Origin of the sequence: Mesobacillus maritimus (assembly GCF_044803185.1) — a bacterium.
Classification (GTDB): Bacteria; Bacillota; Bacilli; order Bacillales; family Cytobacillaceae; genus Mesobacillus_B; species Mesobacillus_B maritimus_B.
On sequence record NZ_CP085225.1, the window covers coordinates 37157 to 59768 of the forward strand.

The 22612-nt window shown below is 39.2% G+C and carries 23 protein-coding genes; 22 read left to right on the forward strand and 1 reads right to left on the reverse strand.

The features are described 5' to 3' along the window. Nucleotides 1-133 precede the first annotated feature (133 nt). The 8 genes from LG336_RS00185 to rsmI all read left to right on the forward strand — a co-directional run bounded on the left by LG336_RS00185 (nt 134) and on the right by rsmI (nt 7005). The gene (locus LG336_RS00185; RefSeq protein WP_404330634.1) at nt 134-1570 is read left to right on the forward strand and encodes an aminotransferase class I/II-fold pyridoxal phosphate-dependent enzyme; all 1437 of its coding nucleotides are present in this window, start codon (nt 134-136) and stop codon (nt 1568-1570) included. Between the two features lie 228 nt (nt 1571-1798). Beyond that, on the forward strand, nt 1799-2434 hold the full coding sequence (tmk, locus tag LG336_RS00190) for a dTMP kinase (RefSeq protein ID WP_404330635.1): 636 nt from the start codon (nt 1799-1801) through the stop codon (nt 2432-2434). A 149-nt stretch (nt 2435-2583) separates the two neighbouring features. Further along, complete coding sequence (locus LG336_RS00195) at nt 2584-2913, forward strand: cyclic-di-AMP receptor (RefSeq protein WP_221870530.1); 330 nt, start codon at nt 2584-2586, stop codon at nt 2911-2913. A 41-nt stretch (nt 2914-2954) separates the two neighbouring features. Then, complete coding sequence (gene holB, locus LG336_RS00200) at nt 2955-3962, forward strand: DNA polymerase III subunit delta' (protein ID WP_404330636.1); 1008 nt, start codon at nt 2955-2957, stop codon at nt 3960-3962. After that, a complete protein-coding gene (locus LG336_RS00205) occupies nt 3955-4785 on the forward strand; it encodes a stage 0 sporulation family protein (RefSeq protein WP_404330637.1) in 831 nt (276 codons plus the stop codon). Before holB ends, LG336_RS00205 begins: the two co-directional genes overlap by 8 nt. Before the next feature lie 13 nt (nt 4786-4798). Next, entirely contained in the window at nt 4799-5161 is a 363-nt protein-coding gene (gene yabA, locus LG336_RS00210; RefSeq protein WP_404330638.1) for a DNA replication initiation control protein YabA, read from the forward strand. A 178-nt stretch (nt 5162-5339) separates the two neighbouring features. After that, nucleotides 5340-6149, forward strand: coding sequence for a tRNA1(Val) (adenine(37)-N6)-methyltransferase (locus LG336_RS00215; RefSeq protein WP_404330639.1), 810 nt, complete (start codon nt 5340-5342; stop codon nt 6147-6149). Next, complete coding sequence (gene rsmI, locus LG336_RS00220) at nt 6127-7005, forward strand: 16S rRNA (cytidine(1402)-2'-O)-methyltransferase (RefSeq protein ID WP_404333059.1); 879 nt, start codon at nt 6127-6129, stop codon at nt 7003-7005. The genes LG336_RS00215 and rsmI overlap by 23 nt, the downstream gene beginning before the upstream one ends. Nucleotides 7006-7351: 346 nt before the next feature. Here the strand turns inward: rsmI and LG336_RS00225 are convergent, their stop codons facing one another. Further along, nucleotides 7352-7639, reverse strand: coding sequence for an AbrB/MazE/SpoVT family DNA-binding domain-containing protein (locus LG336_RS00225; protein ID WP_404330640.1), 288 nt, complete (start codon nt 7637-7639; stop codon nt 7352-7354). 364 nt (nt 7640-8003) lie between these two features. Between LG336_RS00225 and metG the strand changes: the two genes are divergently transcribed. The 14 genes from metG (at nt 8004) to LG336_RS00295 (ending at nt 22574) form a co-directional block, all read left to right on the forward strand. Next, nucleotides 8004-9950, forward strand: a complete 1947-nt coding sequence (gene metG, locus LG336_RS00230) for a methionine--tRNA ligase (protein WP_404330641.1) — start codon at nt 8004-8006, stop codon at nt 9948-9950. 326 nt (nt 9951-10276) lie between these two features. Continuing rightward, nucleotides 10277-11044, forward strand: a complete 768-nt coding sequence (locus tag LG336_RS00235; RefSeq protein WP_404330642.1) for a TatD family hydrolase — start codon at nt 10277-10279, stop codon at nt 11042-11044. A gap of 236 nt (nt 11045-11280) precedes the next feature. Then, nucleotides 11281-12477, forward strand: coding sequence for a ubiquitin-like domain-containing protein (locus LG336_RS00240; RefSeq protein ID WP_404330643.1), 1197 nt, complete (start codon nt 11281-11283; stop codon nt 12475-12477). 203 nt (nt 12478-12680) lie between these two features. After that, nucleotides 12681-13241 carry a ribonuclease M5 gene (gene rnmV, locus LG336_RS00245; RefSeq protein ID WP_404330644.1) on the forward strand — a complete coding sequence of 187 codons (561 nt, stop codon included), beginning with the start codon at nt 12681-12683 and terminating at the stop codon, nt 13239-13241. After that, a complete protein-coding gene (gene rsmA, locus LG336_RS00250) occupies nt 13234-14112 on the forward strand; it encodes a 16S rRNA (adenine(1518)-N(6)/adenine(1519)-N(6))-dimethyltransferase RsmA (protein ID WP_404330645.1) in 879 nt (292 codons plus the stop codon). The genes rnmV and rsmA overlap by 8 nt, the downstream gene beginning before the upstream one ends. Before the next feature lie 125 nt (nt 14113-14237). Further along, nucleotides 14238-15119 (forward strand): sporulation peptidase YabG, encoded by an 882-nt coding sequence (gene yabG / locus LG336_RS00255; protein ID WP_404330646.1) that lies wholly within the window; start codon nt 14238-14240, stop codon nt 15117-15119. Nucleotides 15120-15387: 268 nt separating this feature from the next. Further along, a complete protein-coding gene (gene veg / locus LG336_RS00260) occupies nt 15388-15651 on the forward strand; it encodes a biofilm formation stimulator Veg (RefSeq protein WP_221870503.1) in 264 nt (87 codons plus the stop codon). Nucleotides 15652-16031: 380 nt separating this feature from the next. Further along, a complete protein-coding gene (locus LG336_RS00265; protein ID WP_221870501.1) occupies nt 16032-16211 on the forward strand; it encodes a small, acid-soluble spore protein, alpha/beta type in 180 nt (59 codons plus the stop codon). Nucleotides 16212-16459: 248 nt separating this feature from the next. Then, the gene (ispE, locus tag LG336_RS00270) at nt 16460-17329 is read left to right on the forward strand and encodes a 4-(cytidine 5'-diphospho)-2-C-methyl-D-erythritol kinase (RefSeq protein WP_404330647.1); all 870 of its coding nucleotides are present in this window, start codon (nt 16460-16462) and stop codon (nt 17327-17329) included. An 82-nt stretch (nt 17330-17411) separates the two neighbouring features. Next, nucleotides 17412-18239, forward strand: coding sequence for a pur operon repressor (gene purR, locus LG336_RS00275; RefSeq protein WP_404330648.1), 828 nt, complete (start codon nt 17412-17414; stop codon nt 18237-18239). A gap of 18 nt (nt 18240-18257) precedes the next feature. Further along, nucleotides 18258-18632 carry a 2-iminobutanoate/2-iminopropanoate deaminase gene (gene ridA / locus LG336_RS00280; protein WP_404330649.1) on the forward strand — a complete coding sequence of 125 codons (375 nt, stop codon included), beginning with the start codon at nt 18258-18260 and terminating at the stop codon, nt 18630-18632. A 1085-nt stretch (nt 18633-19717) separates the two neighbouring features. Further along, a complete protein-coding gene (gene spoVG, locus LG336_RS00285) occupies nt 19718-20005 on the forward strand; it encodes a septation regulator SpoVG (protein ID WP_046525179.1) in 288 nt (95 codons plus the stop codon). Nucleotides 20006-20228: 223 nt separating this feature from the next. Beyond that, a complete protein-coding gene (gene glmU, locus LG336_RS00290) occupies nt 20229-21602 on the forward strand; it encodes a bifunctional UDP-N-acetylglucosamine diphosphorylase/glucosamine-1-phosphate N-acetyltransferase GlmU (protein WP_404330650.1) in 1374 nt (457 codons plus the stop codon). A gap of 15 nt (nt 21603-21617) precedes the next feature. Next, nucleotides 21618-22574 carry a ribose-phosphate diphosphokinase gene (locus LG336_RS00295; RefSeq protein ID WP_221870489.1) on the forward strand — a complete coding sequence of 319 codons (957 nt, stop codon included), beginning with the start codon at nt 21618-21620 and terminating at the stop codon, nt 22572-22574. Nucleotides 22575-22612: the final 38 nt, after the last annotated feature.

Sequence of the window (22612 nt, forward strand, 5' to 3'; positions counted from 1 at the left end):
ATAATAACCTTATAAGCTCTTTAAGAGCTTTATTTTTTTGTAAAAAAAAAACTCACTTTCCTATACAGAGGCAAAGTGGATGCCAGTTTGGTAAAATAGACAAGTATATTAAATTTTATTAGATGGTGAATCAATGACTAAACAAGCACAAACGCCTTTACTTGATCAGCTACTTTTACATAATGACAAACAACCAGTATCTTTCCATGTCCCAGGGCATAAATATGGAGAACTATTTCCGGGGAAAGGCCGCGATTTTTTTCAATCCTTACTAAAACTAGATGCAACGGAGTTAACGGGTTTAGACGATCTTCATTCTCCAGAAGGGGTAATTTTAGAAGCAGAGCAATTGTTATCGAACTTGTATCAGTCCAAAAGAAGTTTCTTCCTTGTTAATGGCTCAACTTCAGGGAATTTAGCAATGATTCTTGCGACATTAGAGGAAGATGATGTGGTTCTTGTACAAAGAAATTCCCATAAATCCATTATGAATGGGATAAGGTTAGCAAATGCCCAACCTGTTTATCTAAATCCAGATTACGACTCAGACTCAATGGTTGCTTCTGGGGTAAGTCTTGAGACTATTAAGGCAGCTATTAAATTGAACCCAAATGCTAAAGCATTGATTCTAACGTACCCTAATTATTATGGAATGGTTTATAATTTAAAGGATATTATTGACCTTGCCCATGAACATGGTATTCCTGTTTTAGTTGATGAGGCCCATGGCGTGCATTTTGTACTTGGTGAACCATTCCCACCTTCAGCACTTGCTTTGGGTGCAGATGTGGTCGTCCAGTCAGCACATAAAACCTTACCTGCGATGACAATGGGGGCCTATCTACATTATAATAATGGAATGGTCTCGTTAGAGAAGTTAAGCAACTATTTACAGGTGCTGCAATCAAGTAGTCCGTCTTACCCTATTATGGCTTCATTAGATGTAGCTAGAAGTTATGTAGGCACATTTGCTAAAGAAGATATGCAAACATTGTTAAATCGGATTGATGTTTTCAAAACTGAATTAGGAAAAATAGATGGGTTAACTGTTTTTTCACAAAGCAATCATGACCCATTAAAGATGGTTATACGAGCGAACGGTTATAGTGGTTTTGAACTTCAGGAAATCTTTGAGACACAGGGTGTTTTTGCTGAATTAGCAGATCCATACAACTTATTATTGGTTCTCCCTTTATATAAGAAAGGAATTGCAAATGGTTTTACAGAGGCCGTGGATAAAATAAAAAAGGCAATGGAAGGTGCAAGCAGCTCATCTAAACATAATGGACCTATGAGTCTCCATGAGTTTAGGGGGCAACCAGCTGAGGGACTAGCTATGACCTTTAAGGAGATGACCAAGAAAAAACCCGATTTTGTTTCCTTTTCCCAAGCAGTTGGAGAGATTTGTGCTGAATCAATTATTCCCTATCCACCCGGGATTCCAATGATTTTACCTGGTGAAAGAATAAAGAACGTACATATTGAAAGCCTTGAATACTTATTGAGGATAGGTGCAAAAATCCAAGGGGGAGAAAAGCTTAAAACTAGGGAACTAAAGATTTTTAAATAAGTCTGTTTTCGTAAAGTTTTTTGTTAAAATTGTAAAAATCTAAAACCGATTTTAACGGAAGTGGAGCTATTTTGTGCGTTAAAATATAGTTTGCAAGCTCTTTTCTCGCAAATTACACTTTTTTGATGTAAAAACACAGCTCAACCACTCAAACTTTATTAGCTAAAGTAACAAAGTTTGAGAAAAGAGCCTTAAATAAATGCAGATGGTATGGAGGAACATTCCAATATGAAACAAGGATTATTCGTCTCTTTCGAGGGACCAGAAGGCGCTGGGAAGACAACCATCATTAATATGATGATTGAACAGCTAAAGAAGGAAGGCTTCCAAGTTATTTCTACCCGAGAACCAGGTGGAATTGAAATAGCTGAGCAAATCAGGGAAGTTATTTTAAATAAAAACAATACAGCAATGGATGCAAGGACGGAAGCACTTCTATACGCTGCTGCTCGCCGACAGCATTTAGTTGAAAAGGTTAAGCCCGCATTAGAGATAGGAAATATTATTTTATGTGACCGGTTTATCGATAGTTCACTGGCCTACCAGGGCTTTGCACGTGGTTTAGGTATTGATGAAGTTCTTACCATTAACCAGTTTGCAATTGAGGATATGATGCCTCGTATGACATTTTATTTTGACTTAGATCCTAAAATCGGACTCGAACGAATCCATAAGAATGATGGGCGCGAAGTAAATCGTCTGGACCTTGAAAATATTGAATTTCATCAAAAGGTCCGGGAAGGATATCTATTGCTTGCAGACAGATACCCAGAACGAATTGTTAAAATAGACGCATCAAGACCTCTCCAACAAGTGTTTGAAGAAGCAAAAGGCAAACTAAATGAAATTATTCCTTCACCTTAAAGAAAAATCTTTAAGGTTTTTTACTGAATAAATGTTATATAATATTGGATAAAGTTGGGAAAGTATATTCATCACTGCCGAGCTAGTAAAATATTGTTATAATAAGGTTAAACTATTATTCGGACAAATAAGTGAAGTGAGGGATGAGGATGAAATTAATATTAGCGGTCGTTCAAGATCAGGATAGTAATCGACTTTCGAAAGCGTTAATTGACCATAATTTTCGAGCAACCAAACTGGCGAGTACGGGTGGATTCTTAAAGTCGGGCAATACCACTTTTATGATTGGAACAGAGGATATTCGCGTAGATAAGGCGTTGCAAATTATAAAGGACAATTGCCAATCGAGAGATCAGCTAGTTGCACCGGTTTCACCAATGGGGGGAAATGCGGATTCATATGTCCCATACCCTGTAGAGGTGGAAGTAGGAGGAGCAACGGTGTTTGTTCTCCCAGTTGAACAATTTCATCATTATTAACAACAATAAACCCCTATAATAGATAAGCGAGTGATGCTAGATTGACAAAAACATGGGAAGAACTAGAGCAGCTTCAACCAATCGTACTAAAAATGTTGAAAAACAGTTTATTAAAGGATAGAGTTGCTCATGCCTATTTATTTGAAGGAATGAGGGGGACAGGGAAGAAGGATATCGGGTTCTTGCTAGCAAAAAGTGTTTTTTGCCATGAACCGACTGATGGATACCAACCCTGTGAAGCTTGCTCGAATTGCAAACGAATTAATCATGGGAATCATCCTGACATTCACCTTGTTGAGCCGGATGGGCTTTCAATAAAAAAAGCACAAATTCATGCCTTACAGGAGGAATTTGCAAAAACTGGGGTGGAATCAAAGAAAAAGCTATACATGCTAGTTCATTCAGATAAAATGACCACCAATGCAGCCAATAGTTTGCTAAAATTTCTAGAAGAACCTTACCCAGGTACCATGGCAATCTTAATAACAGAACAAGCACAACAGATACTGCCAACCATTCTATCAAGGTGCCAAATTATTGGTTTTACGCCATTATCTCCTAAGAATTTGGAAAATAAATTAGTGGAGCAAGGGATAAACCCGCAAATGGCGCCAGTCTTGGCACAGTTAACAAACAATCTGGATGAAGCCATGGAAATGGGTCATAATGATTGGTTTGTACAAGCGCAAAAAATAGTGGTAAAATTATATGAAGTGTTGAAAAAAAATTCTCTTGAAGCAATGGTCACACTTCAGGAAAGTTGGTTTCCTCACTTTAAAGAAAAAGAACAAGTTGACCGTGGATTGGATTTATTCCTTCTTATCTTTAAGGATTTACTATATATCCAGCTTGGGAAGAGAGATCAAATCGTAACCCTAAGCGAAAGTTCCCGCTTGGAGCAATATGCGCTACAGACATCTGGACGGCGTCTGACTGAGCAGATGGCAGCAATATTAGAAGCAAAACGGAAATTGCATGCCAATATGAATCCCCAGCTTTTAATGGAAGAGCTGGTGTTAAAATTGCAGGAGGGATCTTCACTTGTATGATGTAGTTGGTGTCCGCTTTAAGAAGGCGGGGAAAATATATTATTTTGATCCTGGAGAACTAGCAATTCAAAAGGATGATTTTGTTATTGTTGAAACTGTCAGAGGTGTGGAATTTGGCAAGGTAGTTGTCGCAAAAAAACAAGTAGGCGAAAATGATGTTGTCCTCCCTCTGAAAAAGGTAGTACGAATTGCCGACCAAAAGGATCGCATAATTGTTGATGAGAATAAGGCTGCGGCAAAAGAGGCCTATGAAGTTTGTGGTCAAAAAGTGAATGAGCATCAACTGGATATGAAACTAGTGGATGTTGAGTATACTTTTGACCGTAATAAGGTTATCTTTTACTTTACTGCAGATGGAAGAGTTGATTTCCGCGAGTTAGTAAAAGATTTGGCTGCTATTTTTCGGACAAGGATTGAGCTTCGCCAAATTGGCGTACGTGATGAAGCAAAAATGCTTGGTGGAGTTGGTCCTTGTGGAAGAATGTTATGCTGTTCTACGTTCTTAGGGGATTTTGACCCTGTTTCGATTAAAATGGCAAAAGACCAGAATCTTTCTCTAAACCCTACGAAAATATCAGGACTTTGTGGTCGCTTAATGTGCTGCTTAAAATATGAAAACGACAATTATGAGTCGGCAAAAGAATTGCTACCTGACCTTGGTGAGTTCATTGAAACTCCTAATGGACGAGGGAAAGTAGTAGGTTTGAATATTTTACAGCATGTGATGCAGGTTGAATTCCCTAGTCAGGGACGAGTGCTCGAATATACACTTGATGAAGTACTGAAGGAAGGCGCCGTTTCAATACAATCATCCACAGATTAATGAGGTGGAAAAGGTGGATAAAAAAGAAATCTTTGACTCAGTCAGTAATATGGAAGCGCAAATCGGAAATCTTTATGTTCAGCTGGGTGAGTTAAAGCAGCATTTGGCAGAAATACTCGAAGAAAATAACTCTTTAAAGCTGGAAAATGAACATCTAAGACGCCGTCTAGAAGAAACAACAGAAAAGAAAGAAAACAAGCCAGTAAAGGGCAGAAAGCCTAACAATGAATCACGAAATTCATTGGACATTGGTGAAGGCTATGATAACCTTGCCCGTCTTTATCAGGAAGGGTTTCATATTTGTAATCTGAACTTTGGAAGCCTTCGTAAAGAAGGAGATTGCATGTTCTGCCTTTCTTTTCTTAATAAAAAATAATTGGCTGCCTTCTCCTTCGTGGGAAGGTTTTTTTATAAGATGATCGTTTAAAGAACATAGATAATTTTACATAACGTTGATTGGAGTGGAAACAACATCCCCCTTTAGACAACAATAAAATTAGAAAGAATAAACTCATCCGATAAAATATTTACTTTAATCAATTTGGAGGAACTATATGATTGAACTTATAGGTGATGAAAGATTGGATTTTCTCTTAGCAGAAGACTTACGGATTATCCAGAGTCCATCTGTTTTTGCCTTTTCCCTAGATGCTGTTCTGCTCGCTAGGTTTGTTTATGTCCCGATCCAGAGGGGAAAATTAATTGATTTGTGTTCGGGGAATGGAGTCATTCCACTATTTCTAAGTACAAGGACAAAAGGATCGGTTATAGGAGTTGAAATCCAAGAGAGACTCTATAATATGGCGGTAAGAAGTATACAATACAACAAGCTAGAAGAACGCATTTCAATGATTCATGGCGATTTAAAAGACATGCCCAAGAGCTTAGGGTTTGGGAAATTTGATATTGTGACATGTAACCCGCCATATTTTCCAACGCCTGCAAAAAAGGAAATCAATGAAAATGAACATTTGGCGATAGCACGACATGAAATTCTATGCACACTTGAAGACGCCATTAAAGCCTCAAGTCAGCTAGTCAGACAAGGAGGTAAAGTTGCTTTTGTCCATCGTCCAGGGAGATTAATTGATATCATTGAATTAATGAGAAAATATCGTCTCGAGCCGAAGCGTGTCCAATTTGTCTACCCAAAACAAGGGAAAGAAGCAAATACTCTTCTGATTGAAGCCATTAAGGATGGTAGTCCAGACTTAAAGATTGAAAAACCGCTTATTGTCTATAATGAAGAAAATGAATACACACCAGAGCTAAGAGAAATTTTATATGGTAGTGAGAGTACAAGAAAAAAGAACCTTTTACATAGAGAGCTAGGTGAAGATGATGCAACAGCAAAAAAGCTTTGAACGTGAGGACGAAAAAGGAATTTTGTATCTAGTCCCGACACCCATAGGGAATCTTGAGGATATAAGCTTCCGCTCCCTTAGAATTTTAAAAGAAGCTACTTTAATTGCAGCAGAGGATACAAGAAATACGAAAAAGCTTTGTAACTATTTTGAAATTGAGACGCCTGTATCAAGCTATCATGAACACAATAAAGAGGTAAGTGGGGAAAAAATTATTGGGAAGCTGAAAGAAGGGGCAAAAGTGGCTCTCGTGAGTGACGCTGGAATGCCAACTATTTCGGACCCTGGCTACGAACTTGTTCGAGCTGCAATTGAAAAGGATTTAACGGTGGTTCCATTACCTGGGGCTAATGCGGCCTTAACAGCTTTGATTGCATCAGGTATTCAACCACAGCCCTTTTATTTTTATGGATTCTTGCAAAGAGGGAAAAAAGAAAAGCGGAAGGAATTAGAGAAGTTAACTAAACAGTCTGCGACGTTAATTTTTTATGAATCTCCACATCGCCTCAAGGAAACCTTGGTTTTAATGAGTGATATATTAGGAAAAGATAGAAATATTGTATTGTGCCGGGAATTAACGAAGAAATTCGAGGAATTTATTAGAGGTACTATAGGTGAAGCAGTTACCTGGGTAGAAAACGGTGAGATTAGAGGAGAGTTTTGTCTAATTGTCGAAGGCGGAGATGGATTGGCAACAGATGAAGGAGCTACTTGGTGGGAAAGTTTAAGTATAGAACAACATGTAGATCATTATCTTGAGAATCAAGGGATGACATCTAAAGAAGCTATTAAACAAACAGCTATTGATCGAGAGATGAATAAACGAGATATTTACCAAGCCTACCATATTGATTAGAGAAAGCGGAGTACCCATTAAGTGAAGTCCACTAGTCACTGGATGCTGGAGTTGGACAATAAGAAAGGCATTTGCGCCCGGTTCACAAGTAACTGGGCGCTGAGGCATTTTAAATTAAGGCTGTTTTTGTAAAGAATGATGTTAAAACTCAAGAGCCGATTTTAACGTAAGAAAACCTAGTTAGTATGTTCGAAATACGTTTGCAAGCTCTTTTCTCATAAGTTGAAGTTTTCTGCAGATTAGAATTAGCTCAATTCAATTATCTTTTATCTTCAAAAGCAGCAAAGTTTGAGAAAAGAGCCTAACTAAAAAAAAAAAGCCTCTCCACTTAGGAGATGCTTAAGATTTAAGCCTTAACTGGCTCAAATGAATTTTGAATTTCTGAAAGTAGTTGCTCTGCACCTTCACGGCTTAGAATCAACTTACCACCAGCAAGTGAAATATTGTTGTCAGAAACTTCACCAGTAATATGACAAGTCATATTCGGCTTATATTTCTTTAAAATAATGCGATCATCATCAACATAAATTTCTAGAGCATCTTTTTCTGCAATACCTAGTGTTCTTCTTAATTCAATTGGAATAACTACGCGACCAAGTTCATCAACTTTACGAACAATACCAGTAGATTTCATGAGTAAATATTCCCCTCTCTCCATATATATTTCTCTATGTTTCGTCATAATTCGACATTTATTTTTATAAACCTAATAATACCAGCCATTCCCAAATACGTCAATTATTTTATTTTTTCTAGTATTAGAAAATATTAACAATCTACTTAAATGGAGTTAACACCGTGTTTCAAACATATCCAAAGTGAAAAACAGGTGACAAGGATCATTGACAAATATTATCATTATAATAGTAATAAAAAAGTGGGATTCTTCTTATTTCGACAAATTTCGACAAATACTTCGACAACGTGGAAAACCTTGGAGAAGAATTGTATAATAATGAATTAGAATGATTTGGTTCTCTAGTCTAGGAGGTAGTTTTATGAAGGAAAAATTAAAAACGTTTTACCTAACCACCCCAATCTATTATCCAAGTGGGAATTTGCATATCGGACACGCCTACACAACGGTTGCAGGAGATGCAATGGCTCGCTATAAAAGAATGCGTGGGTATGATGTGATGTTTTTGACCGGAACGGATGAACATGGTCAAAAAATTCAGAGGAAAGCAGAAGAAAAAGGCATTACACCTCAGCAATATGTTGATGAGATTGTTTCAGGCATCCAAGAACTTTGGGGGAAACTGGATATCTCTTATGATGATTTTATTCGTACAACTCAAGACCGCCATAAAGAGGTAGTTGAAAAGCTATTTGCACGCTTAGTGGAGCAAGGAGATATCTATCTTGATCAATACGAGGGCTGGTACTGTACTCCTTGTGAATCCTTTTATACGGACCGTCAGCTCGACAATGGAAATTGTCCCGATTGTAACCGTGCTGTTGAAAAGGTGAAGGAAGAATCTTACTTCTTTAAAATGAGCAAATACGCGGACAGGCTTCTTCAGTTTTATGAGGAGAACCCAGAGTTTATTCAGCCTGAATCAAGAAAAAACGAAATGATTAATAACTTCATCAAACCTGGCCTTGAAGACTTGGCTGTTTCAAGGACTACCTTTGATTGGGGAATTAAAGTTCCGGGAGACCCTAAGCATGTGATTTATGTGTGGATTGATGCTTTATCCAACTACATTACTGCTCTTGGTTATGGGACTGATGATGATTCGAAGTACCTGAACTATTGGCCTGCAGATGTTCACCTTGTAGGAAAAGAAATTGTCCGTTTCCATACGATTTATTGGCCTATCATGTTAATGGCTCTAGATCTTCCTTTACCTAAAAAGGTATTTGCGCATGGTTGGTTGTTAATGAAGGATGGAAAAATGTCGAAATCGAAAGGAAATGTGGTGGATCCTGTCACATTAATTGACCGTTATGGGCTAGATGCACTTCGATATTACTTGCTTCGTGAAGTACCATTTGGGGCAGATGGTGTCTTTACTCCTGAAGGATTTGTCGAGAGAGTAAACTTTGACTTGGCGAATGACTTAGGAAACCTCTTAAACAGAACAGTGGCCATGATTAATCGCTATTTTGATGGGGTCATTCCTGTTTACACTGGTTCCGAAGGTGAATTTGACCAACAGCTTCATGAAATGAGCAAACAAACAGTAAGGAAATATGAAGAAGCAATGGAGAAGATGGAGTTTTCCGTTGCCCTTACAGCTGTGTGGCAGTTAATTAGCCGGACTAATAAATATATCGATGAAACACAGCCATGGGTACTGGCGAAGGATGAGGCTAATCAGAAAGCATTAGGAAACGTAATGGCTCATTTAGCTGAATCATTAAGGCAAACAGCGGTTCTCCTCCAGCCATTTTTAACTCGGACTCCTAAAAAAATCTTCACACAGTTAAATGTGCTTGAGGATAGTTTAACTAGCTGGGAAAGCCTCGAAACATTTGGAGGGATTCCAGATGGCACGAAGGTCCAAAAAGGAGAGCCAATCTTCCCTCGTCTAGAAGTGAAAGAAGAAGTAGCCTTTATAAAAGAAAAAATGCAAGGTAGTCCTGCTCCTGTTGTTGAGGAAAAGCCGGAAACCTTACCGGAAATCACAATTGACGATTTTATGAAGGTTGAACTTCGTGTTGCTGAAGTTATCCATGCAGAGCCGGTGAAAAAGGCGGACAAATTGTTGAAGCTTCAGCTAGATTTAGGATATGAAAAGCGTCAGGTTGTCTCCGGAATTGCACAACATTATAAGCCTGAAGAACTTGTCGGACAACGAGTAATTTGTGTGACCAACTTAAAACCTGTTAAATTACGCGGTGAGTTATCAGAAGGTATGATTTTAGCCGGTTCAAAAGACGGGGATTTATCCCTCGCTACCATCGCTGAATCACTCCCGTTAGGAGCTAGAGTAAAATAGGCTAAATGCCCTTTTGACAAGGGAAATTATCTGAAAACTATATTTCAAATAAAACATAGAAATGTTTCATGTGTAACATTTCTATGTTTTTTTGTTTACTTTATTGAAATACAGTTGATTTTACGTATAGAAAATCGTTATGATTTTGTCAAATTATTAAGTAAATTTTGTGTCCTTATTCGTCTTCCCATATTTGGAAATCACAAATTAAAGTAAAATAAGGACATAAATTGCAAATTGCATTAGAATAGTTTATTAGGATGGGTAGAATATAACTAGACAGACATGTTATTATTCTCAACCCTAGTAAAAAAGGAGTTTTTCTAATGCTATTTGATACGCATGTGCATTTAAATGCGGAGCAATTCAACGAAGATTTACAAGAGGTTATTGACCGAGCCCAAGCGGAGGGTGTCACAAGAATGGTTGTTGTCGGTTTTGATCGATCAACGATTACGAAAGCAATGGAGCTTTGTGAGACCTATGAATTTATTTATGCTAGTGTGGGATGGCATCCAGTTGATGCTATTGATATGAAACCAGAAGACCTAGAGTGGCTGAGAGAACTTTCCGGACACCCGAAAGTGGTTGCTCTTGGAGAAATGGGATTGGATTATCACTGGGACAAGTCTCCAAAGGAAATTCAGAAAGAGGTTTTTAAAAAGCAAATCCAGCTTGCCAAAGAGGTTAAACTGCCAATCATCATTCACAATCGAGAAGCAACCTCTGATATCGTTGAGATTCTAAAGGAAACAGGTGCAGCTGAAGTTGGTGGAATTATGCACTGTTTTAGTGGAAGTGTAGAGACAGCTAAAGAATGCTTGGACATGAACTTCTACATATCTCTCGGTGGACCTGTTACTTTTAAAAATGCAAAAAAACCAAAGGAAGTAGCTGAGGCGATCCCGCTCAATCGGTTATTGATTGAGACAGATTGTCCGTACTTAGCTCCGCATCCATACCGTGGAAAAAGAAACGAACCTGCTTATGTCAAACTAGTTGCTGAACAGATTGCAGAGCTAAAAGGAATTTCTTACGATGAAGTGGCTAATGCAACCACAGAAAATGCCAAAAAATTATTCGACATAAAGTGATAGATAATGCTGTCGATATACCAAAAGGTTTGTCCTATTTTTATTTAAACTCGTAGGTTCTACCTCAATTCTTTGTTACATAGGATAACCGTGTCGACAAGTCCTACTTCCCTTTTCAAGAAACATCTTGCATAATGGTGGATATAATCGGGGGAAGGTATTTGGGTTGACACGTCGGCAGTATAATCTATATAATCACTCGAGAAAAGGAGGCGTTTTTCATAGCGACCCAAAATATGAAAAACCTGTTACCTAAGTCTTTGAGTAAGAAAAAACTGGCTATCCTTTCTGCTAGTTTGCTAGTGTTCATAAGTGTTCTTGGTTACTTTCTTTATGAAGGGACAAAAGATACCGTTGCATTGACACTAGACGGCCAAGAAAAAATCATTAAAACGCATGCAGACACGATTCAGGATCTATTTGATGATCTAGAAATTTCTCTTGGCGAGGAAGACTATCTTTCAGTCGCGGCAGACACTAAGGTGCAAAATAACCTTGAGATTGAGTGGAAGCCTGCAAAACAGGTACAGTTGGTAGATGATGAGAGCAAGAAAACCTATTGGACGGCTTCAGACACGATTAAAGAGTTTTTTGAAGAACAGCAAATTGTTCTGAAGGAACACGACAAGTTAACCCCAGACCTAAATACAGAGATAAAAGATGATTTGGAAATTGACATTCAACGAGCTTTCCCGGTAAAAGTAGTAGTTGGCGGAAAAGAACAAGAAGAATGGTCTACTTCGACTACGGTCGCTGACTTTTTATCACAACAAGGAATCGAACTCAAGGATTTGGACCGAGTTGAACCAGCACTTACAGAAACAGTTTCTAGTGATACCTTAGTTAAGGTAATTCGAGTAGAAAAAGTCACCGATGTAGTGGAAGAACCAATCAAATATGCAACAGTTACGAAAAATGATCAAAGCCTGGAAAAGGGTAAACAAAAAGTTGTAACAAATGGCCAAGAAGGTCTGACGGAAAAAAAATATGAAGTAATCTTAGAAGACGGCAAGGAAGTATCCAGAGAGCTAGTAAGCGAGACTAAGGTAAGAGACAAGCAGGATAAGGTTGTAGCCATGGGAACAAAGGTAATTGCTACCCAGGTTTCAAGGTCAGCACCAAAATCTGCATCAACTGCCGGTGGGACAGAATTTTATGTAAACTCTACTGCTTATACGGCAAATTGTAATGGTTGTTCTGGTATAACCGCTACTGGAGTGAATTTAAAGGCTAACCCAAATGCTAAAGTAATCGCTGTTGACCCAAGTGTTATTCCATTAGGAACAAAGGTCTATGTTGAAGGATATGGATATGCTACAGCTTCTGATACAGGAGGAGCGATCAAAGGGAATAAAATCGATGTATTTTTCCCTTCGAAGTCCCAAGCATACCAGTGGGGGACAAAGCGTGTTAAAGTACAAATAGTAAAATAGTCATTGTATGCAGGGGAGGATATCCTCTGCATTTTTCATTTTTTTGAATTAAGGTATAATATGTAAAGCGTCTAAGAGTGTTTTATCGGTTATTCATTCGAATGAATGTACTTTAAATAAAATTCTTATTATATATATAGACGGAAATATTTCAAAAATGTTTCAGATTTTTTTTATTTTTTACGGAGGAATAGATAATTTTTATGAAAATCAAAGAAGTAATTGTTGTTGAGGGAAAAGATGATACAATAGCGATAAAAAATGCCGTCAACGCTGATACGATTGAGACTAATGGTTCAGCCATTAGCATGGATACAATAGAAATGATTCGAAGGGCTCAGGAAACTCGAGGAGTTATTGTGTTTACGGACCCTGATTTCCCAGGGGAGAAAATTCGTAAAACCATCGCCGAGAAGGTAACAGGTTGTAAGCATGCTTTTATCTCAAAGGAAAAAGCTGTGCCGAAAAAGGGGCGTGGTTTAGGGGTTGAACATGCCACACCAGAGGTGATCCGTGAAGCGTTAAAAGATGCACAATTCATGGATGATAGTGCTAAGGAGGAAATTACCCGTGAAGATTTGCTCGATGCTGGTTTGATTGCTGGTGAAGGAGCAAAAGATAGACGTGAGAAGTTAGGAAAGATACTAAAAATCGGTTATACGAATGGGAAGCAGTTACATAAACGTTTGATGATGTTTCAAATAAGTGTAGGTGACTTTTCCGATGCAATGAATGTAATAAGACAGGAGGAAGAGAATGCATAAAGATATCGCAACGCCGGTACGAACCCGGGAAATCCTAGACAAATATGGTTTTTCTTTTAAAAAGAGTCTTGGTCAGAACTTTTTAATTGATACCAATATCCTAAATCGAATTGTTGACCATGCTAATTTAACTGATTCGTCTGCTGCAATTGAGGTGGGACCAGGGATTGGCGCATTAACAGAGCAACTAGCAAGAAGAAGCAAGAAGGTCATGGCCTTTGAAATTGATCAACGCTTATTGCCGATTCTCGCTGATACACTTTCGCCCTATCCAAATGTTAAGGTCATCCATCAAGATATTTTAAAGGCGGATGTTCAGCAGTATATCAATGAGGAATTAGCAGGAATCGACGATATTATGGTAGTGGCGAACCTACCTTATTATGTGACGACTCCTATTCTGATGAAGCTATTAGAGGAGAAGCTACCAATCCGCGGCATTGTTGGTATGCTTCAAAAGGAAGTTGCTGACAGGCTTGCTGCTAAGCCTGGAACAAAGGAATATGGTTCTTTATCCATCGCTGTTCAATATTATACAGTTGCGGAGACAGTCATGATTGTGCCAAAAACGGTTTTTATTCCTCAACCAAATGTCGATTCAGCTGTTATCCGATTAACCGTTCGTGAGAAGCCGGCTGTAATTGTAAAAGATGAACATTTCTTTTTCCAGGTAACAAGGGCTAGCTTTGCTCAAAGAAGAAAGACCATCCTTAATAATCTGACAAGCCAACTGCCGAATGGGAAACAAAACAAAGAACAAATCATCTCTGCTTTAAGGGAAGTTGAAATTGATGAGTCTAGAAGAGGAGAAACACTTTCAATTGAAGAATTTGGCCGTTTGAGTGATGCATTATACCCAATATTTAACTGATTGAATGATTAGCTCTGTTTATACAGGGCTTTTTTATGTCCTCTACTTCACATTTCCAAAGCTATCTGCATAGCCTAAGAAAGAAGAACAATACCCTCAGGCAAAGCCTTTTTGGAGTGAAGACAGTGAGTATAAAACTCATGGATATAGTAGGTAGGATTTCATATAATTGTGATATTATTTTTCGGGTAACTGATATAAGAGTAGAAAATGGGGTAAAAATGGTTGTTTTGTATGGTGAAGATTTCCGCTTAGTTGCGGATGCGCCTTACGAAGATCTAGTAAAAGTGAAGCAAAGTGAACGACAAAAAATAAGCGCTGAGAGCCGGTCCCGTGAGGAGCAGTCTTATATTCTTTTTCAACAAGATGTTGAATTACTTAGGCAAAAGCAAGAATTTGAGGTGACTGATTCATATAGCAACAATAGCGGATACTTCCAGATGCCGGGTAGAGTGCTCCATATTGATGGAGATCCCAACTATTTAAAAAAGTGCCTAGCCCTTTATGAGCGAGTAGGAGTTCCTGTATATGGAATTCATTGTAATGAAAAAGAGATGCCAAATAAAATCAATGAACTGCTTGATTTCTACAGGCCAGACATCCTTGTCATTACGGGACATGATGCTTATTCGAAGTCGAAAGGCAAGATGGAAGATATAAATGCCTACCGTCATTCTAAGCATTTTGTTCAAACGGTTCGTGAAGCAAGGAAAAAGGTTCCTCACCTCGATCAGCTCGTTATTTTTGCTGGAGCTTGCCAATCGCATTTTGAATCCTTAATTCAGGCTGGTGCCAACTTTGCAAGTTCCCCAGGCCGAGTGAACATTCATGCACTTGATCCCGTTTATATCGTTGCAAAAGTAAGCTTTACCCCTTTTATTGAAAGAATGCATGTGTGGGATGTACTCAGAAACACATTAACAGGTGAAAAAGGCCTAGGTGGAATTGAAACAAGAGGAGTACTAAGAGTTGGAATGCCACTCAATAAACCGGATGAAATGGATTAGGCCGCTATCTTAGCGGCTATTTTTTTTCAGGACGGATTCAGATTGTAATATCGAATCGAGCGATAATCAATGGGCAATATGTACAAAGCTTTTTTCAAAAAAGATACATAAAATTCTGAGATGCAGGATATGCTATCATTGTTGAAAAATAGAAGAAAATGAAGAATGAAATATGTTGACTTTTATTTTTCACTCCTGTTATAATTTATGTTTTTAATTGACGAAAATGGTGTCAGTATGTTATACTTGACATAGTGAGGTGGACCGAATGCCAAAAACATTATTGGACATTAAAAAAGCTCTTGATTCAAATTTAGGCAAAAGGCTTTTGCTGAAGGCGAATGGCGGACGCAGAAAGACAATTGAACGTTCAGGTATTTTAGCAGAAACCTATCCCTCTGTCTTTGTTATTGAACTAGACCAAGAGGAAAACTCTTTTGAACGGGTATCATATAGCTATGCAGATGTTTTAACGGAAACGGTACAAATTACATTCTATGAAGATGCAGCGGGAAATGTTGCTTTAAGTTAATACTAGAGGCACACCGGGCAGTGGACAATTGTTTACTGCTTTTTTTGTTGTGTAAAAAATAAGTATATAAGTTTTTATTTTGATAATTGTCCAGCTCTAGCGCCTAGGGACTCGAGACATAAGCCACTCCCTGAAAGAAGGTAAAGAACACCTTCTCTCAGGGCGCGTCTTATGCTTGTCGTCCCTGTACAGGCGCCTCCGCATTTCGAACAATCCGTCAAGAAGGTTAAAGAACAACCTTCTCGCCAGCTCGTCTTATGCCTGTCGCCCCTGGGCAAGGCGCTTGCGCTTTTCTGGTCTCTGGATAAATTAGGATTACATGGATTGATTGAATTTATTCATACTAATCATAATGCAGTGGCGAAAGGAGATGGTTTCTCGTGGGCAGACGAAAAGGAATTATGTCTGATGCTTTTAAAGAAGAGCTTGCGAAAGAACTTGGTTTCTACGATGTCGTCCAAAGGGAAGGCTGGGGAGGAATTAAAGCTAGAGACGCAGGGAATATGGTCAAGCGGGCCGTTGAACTTGCGGAACAGCAGCTCATGAATCAGAAGCGATAACTTTTCGAACAGGTCAAGCGAAGCTTGCACCAATTCGCCTTCAAGATAAAAATCAAACAATGTCACTGCAGGAGGCCGGAGCATATGCTCCGGTTTTTATTTTATTTAAACAAACAATTTAATGAGAAATAGTGTCAAAAACAAGAAACTTCAGGATTTATTCCCCCGAAAATTCTTCCTTTGAGTTTTTTATGGTAAAATAGGACAAAAAATGGACATCGTTGAATTTTTTAAAGTAGGTGGAAGGATTGAAGCTTTTAATAAAAGCACCAGCAAAGATAAATTTGTCGCTGGACGTTTTACATAAGCGACCGGATGGTTATCATGAGGTTGAAATGGTGATGACCACAATTGACTTAGCTGATCGAATCGAGATGAGTTTGCTTGATAAAGATACCATTAAGATAAATTCACAAAATCGATTTGTTCCAGATGACCAACGAAACTTGGCGTATCAAGCCGCTCGTTTGCTGAAAGAACGGTTCAATGTGAAAAAAGGGGTCTCAATTGCCATTGAAAAGACCATTCCGGTTGCTGCTGGCTTAGCAGGCGGAAGTAGTGATGCAGCAGCTACCTTAAGAGGCTTAAATAAACTTTGGCAGCTTGGCCTATCCATTGACGAGCTAGCAACACTAGGGTCGGAAATTGGCTCGGATGTATCCTTCTGTGTTTATGGTGGAACGGCTTTGGCAACTGGGAGAGGTGAAATCATTCAACAGCTTCCTGCTCCCCCAACCTGCTGGGTGGTTTTGGCGAAACCATTTATTGGAGTATCAACTGCAGAAATATATCGCCGTTTGCAAATTGAAGGAATCAATCATCCAAACACCAATGAGATGATTCGTGCCATTGAGGAGAAAGACTTTAGAAAAGTCTGCGATCATGTAGGAAACGTATTAGAAGAGGTTACACTTGATCTTCATCCTGAGGTCGCACTAATCAAAGACCAAATGAAACGGTTTGGTGCGGATGCAGTTCTGATGAGTGGCAGTGGACCGACCGTCTTTAGTCTGGTTGAGCATGATTCACGTATGCATCGAATTTATAATGGTTTAAGAGGGTTTTGTGATCAAGTATTTGCAGTTAGAATGTTAGGAGAACGGCATACTATTGATTGATAGTTAAAGACTCTCTTGTATAAACCCGTACATTAGTGATATATTAATGTTATAATATTCGGGTTTTTTTGGGAGGTACGTAATGAAATTTAGGCGGAGCGAACGTTTGATTGATATGACAAATTATTTGCTCGAACATCCCCGCGAATTGGTCCCCCTTACCTACTTCGCAGAGAAGTATGGTTCAGCTAAATCCTCTATTAGTGAGGACCTAGGAATTATCAAGGAGACTTTTGAAACACGTGGGGTTGGGATTTTGAAGACTGTTCCAGGGGCAGCTGGAGGGGTAAAGTTCTATGTCCTTGTGGGAAAAGAAGAAGCAGTAGCGTTAATAGAGGAACTTTGCAATGTGTTTGAAAGTCCTGAACGTCTGTTGCCAGGAGGATATTTATATCTGAATGATATCCTTGGCAATCCAACAATCGTTAGAAAAGTGGGCAGGGTCATTGCATCGGCCTATGCAAAGTCGGATATCGATGCAGTCATGACTGTTGCGACAAAAGGGATTTCAATTGCCTATGCCGTGGCAGGGTTTTTAAATGTGCCAGTCGTTATTGTTAGAAGGGATCCCAAAGTGACAGAAGGCTCAACTGTTAGTATTAACTATGTCTCGGGTTCGACTAAAAGAATACAATCCATGGTGCTTTCTAAACGAAGTCTTTCTGAAGGCGCACGAGTCTTAATCGTAGATGATTTTATGAAGGCAGGCGGAACCATTAACGGCATGATTGATTTACTTCAAGAGTTTAAAGCATCCGTAGCAGGGATTGCTGTTCTTGTGGAATCAGAAGAAATTGAGGAAAGACTAGTAGATAACTATATCTCTCTTGTCCGTCTTTCTAATGTAAATGTTAGGGAAAAAACAATTAGCGTAAGTGAGGGAAACTTTTTTTCCCGCATTAATTTCTAATAATGGAGTGTGTAGAAAATGAAAACTGTACAAACAATTAAAGCACCTGCGGCGATAGGTCCATATTCACAAGGGATTATCGTGAATAATTTGTTTTATAGCTCTGGTCAAATTCCACTTACAGCAGATGGTGTCATGGTGGAAGGGGATGTTAAGGAGCAAACTCACCAAGTATTTAAAAATCTCATGGCCGTTCTTGAAGAAGCAGGAGCTTCATTAGAAACGGTTGTAAAGGCAACAGTTTTCATTAAAAATATGGATGAGTTTGCTAGTGTGAATGAAGTGTATGGCGAATATTTTAATACTCATAAACCAGCTCGATCTTGTGTAGAAGTTGCTAGACTTCCTAAAGATGCACTTGTCGAAATCGAAGTTATTGCGCTCGTAAAATAAACGAGCGCTTTTTTGCGGTTTCAAATAGGGCTGTTGATTTCTGCTCCAGGCACGAGCGGTTCGCAGGCAGTCCGGAGCCTGTCCAGCTCCAGCGCCTAGCCCCTCGAATCGCTTCTAGTCTAGCTCCGGCTCCTAGGGAATCGAGTCATAAGCCACTCCCTTTCAGAAGGTAAAGAACACCTTCTTACAGGGCGCGTCTTATGCTTGTCGTTCCTGGGCAGTCGCCTCCGCTTTTCATGGTCCGTCAGTTGAAGTCAAAGAACGACTTCATATGCCGGCCTTCCAGCGCTTGTCTGGGCTGAACAAGGCGCTTCCGCTTTTCAATCTCCTCGTCGCTTCGCTCCTGCGGGGTTAATTGGTCCCTCGCGCGGACCAATTCAACCTAGGTCTCCCTTGACCATGCACTGAGACCACCGAAAAGTAAATATCTACCTAATCCTAATCAGAGATAACTACGGACTTATTAATTGGTTTTTCTGGGTGATTTCGGTTCCATCTACTTTTTGAAGAGGGTATTGGCTAATCCATTAATTCAATGTGACCAAACTGAAACTGAAATCAGAGAAACGGTCACATTGATGGGTTCAAAGTGACCAAACTGCAATCGAAATCAAAAAACGGTACCATTGGTGATTTTTTCGCGTTTTCTCCTTGAATTCATTTTGATCCGCTGGTCCTACTCCACTTCGGTTCTACTCAAAATACTTTTTCAGTGGCTTCCTTGCGCTCCCGCAGGACACTGAGTTACATCCTTGAATTTGCCCACGCACGAGAAAATGTGCAGTTCATTTTCGAGGAGTCTTCGTGCCTTCCGCTTCAATCAACGTTATAAAAGTCAGCAGTATTCTTTTACGCGGACTCTCATACTATTTAAAATTTATATGATTAATTTCGACAATCTTTGTATATAATCGATAAAGTCAATGGGGCTTTATACCTGAAAATAAGTGAGGGGTAGGTTTATTTTCCTATCATTTTATAAATTGAGGTAATTTTTTAAATTATTTTATTCAAAAGAAGGATTATAGAAATGCCTGTTGAATAAGTTAACTAGAATTTTATCTTTGTTGAAGGTGGTGAACGTAATGGAAGTAACTGACGTAAGATTGCGCCGTGTGAATACAGATGGACGGATGAGGGCAATTGCTTCTATCACGCTTGATAACGAATTCGTAGTACATGATATTCGTGTCATCGATGGAAACAATGGACTTTTTGTTGCAATGCCAAGCAAGCGTACACCGGATGGTGAATTTAGGGATATCGCTCATCCAATTAACTCTGGTACCCGCGGCAAGATTCAAGATGCTGTATTGGCAGAGTACCATCGTCTAGGCGAACTCGAAGTTGAGTTTGAAGAAGCAGGAGCATAATAGATAAGAAATTTCTCTTTCATCAGGGGCCTACTCACAAGTATGGCTCTTTTTTATTTTTATTTACCCCCTACTCTAAACCCATAAACCTATTTTCCTCACTTTTTCTGTAATAAGACCCATTAATCATACAAAATACCCCCATTCTTCTATACTTTGTTGAAATGATTCGTATTTTAGGATATATTCTTAATGGATAAAAAGGTAAATTGGAGGCCTGTAAATGTCTAACCGTTATGCCATTATTTTAGCAGCAGGACAGGGTACAAGAATGAAATCGAAATTATATAAGGTTTTGCATCCTGTATGCGGTAAGCCTATGGTTCAACACGTAGTAGATCATGTTAAAAGTCTTAATATAAACGAAATCGTGACGATTGTCGGACATGGTGCTGAAAAGGTGAAGGCTCAGCTCGGTGAGTCAAGTCTATATGCTCTTCAAGAGGAGCAATTGGGAACAGCACATGCTGTTCAACAAGCAAAAGAAATGCTTGCAGGCAAGGAAGGGACAACAATCGTTGTATGTGGAGACACGCCCCTAATTAAAGGAGAAACGATGGAAGCATTGTTTCGCCATCATGAAGAGACAAGTGCAAAGGCAACCATCTTAACAGCACGTGCAGCCGATCCAACAGGCTATGGGAGAATCATTCGTAATGACCAAGCTCTCGTTGAAAGGATTGTTGAACATAAGGATGCTACTGAAGAAGAACGAAATATTAATGAAATCAATACTGGAACCTATTGTTTCGATAATAAAGCTCTTTTCGAGGCACTTAATAATGTCGGCAATGATAATGTGCAAGGTGAGTATTACCTGCCGGACGTGATAGAAATATTAAAAGCGCAAGGTGAAACTGTTTCTGCCTACGTAACCAGCAGTTTTGAAGAGACTTTGGGTGTAAATGATCGAGTAGCATTAGCGGAAGCGGAAAGAATTATGAGAAAGCGAATCAATGAAGGACATATGCGCAATGGTGTCACATTGATTGACCCAGCAAATACTTATATAGGACCAGATGTAAAAATCGGTTCCGATACGATTGTTTATCCTGGCACAATCATTTCTGGTGAAACGGTTATTGGCACAGAATGTGTCATTGGACCTAATAGTGAAATCAGTTATTGTGAAATTGGCAATGAGACAGTAGTTCGTCAGTCCTCAGCCTTCAATAGCAAGATTGGTTCAGAGGTAAATATCGGTCCATATGCTCATATCAGACCACAATCAGAAATTGATGATCAAGTAAAAATCGGGAACTTTGTTGAAATTAAGAAAGCTGTCTTTGGAAAAGGAAGCAAGGCCTCCCATCTTAGTTATATTGGTGATGCGGAAGTTGGTAGTGATGTAAATATAGGCTGTGGCACCATTACGGTAAACTATGATGGTAAGAATAAGTTCCTAACTAAAATTGAAGACGGAGCTTTCATCGGCTGTAACTCGAATCTAGTAGCGCCAGTAACAGTTGGGAAAGGCGCTTATGTAGCTGCAGGATCAACCATAACAGATGATGTTCCTGGAGAGGGTCTGGCTATTGCGAGAGCTCGTCAAGTGAATAAGGAAGACTATACAGGGAAATTAAATTCAAAGAAATAACTGGGAGGTTCCATAATGACGAATCAGTATTTAGACCCAAACTTAAAAGTATTCACCCTTAATTCAAATAAAACACTCGCTCAAGAAATTGCGAAAGTAATCGGTGTAGAACTAGGAAAATGTTCAGTTGACCGATTCAGTGATGGAGAAATTCAAATTAATATTGAGGAAAGTATCCGTGGTTGTGATGTTTATGTCATTCAATCAACGAGTGCTCCAGTTAATGAACATATTATGGAGCTTTTAATCATGATTGACGCCTTAAAACGTGCATCAGCAAAAACGATTAATGTCGTCATTCCTTATTATGGCTATGCACGCCAAGACCGCAAAGCACGTGCAAGAGAACCTATTACTTCAAAATTAGTAGCGAACCTCCTAGAAACGGCCGGAGCGACTCGCGTGATTACCCTAGATTTACATGCGCCGCAAATTCAAGGTTTCTTTGATATTCCAACGGATCAGTTAATGGGTGTTCCGATTCTAGCCGATCATTTTAGCAACCGTGAATTTACTGGGGATATTGTCATTGTTTCCCCTGACCATGGTGGGGTAACAAGAGCAAGGAAAATGGCTGAGCGATTAAAAGCGCCAATTGCCATTATTGATAAACGGCGTCCAAGACCGAATGTGGCTGAAGTTATGAACATCGTCGGGAACATTGAAGGGAAAACGGCAATCCTAATTGATGATATTATTGATACAGCAGGTACCATCACGCTAGCAGCAAATGCCCTTGTAGAAAATGGCGCTGTTGAAGTACTAGCATGCTGTACGCATCCAGTCCTCTCAGGACCAGCAATTGAACGGATTCAAAACTCGCAAATCAAGGAATTGGTCGTAACAAATTCAATTGAGCTTCCAGAGGAAAAAAGAATCGATAAAATCGTCGAACTATCAGTTGCCCCGCTACTAGGAGAAGCAATCATCCGCGTTCATGAGGAGCAATCTGTTAGTACATTATTTAATTAATAGCTATTTTAATGTGAAATGGTGATTATGAACCGTTG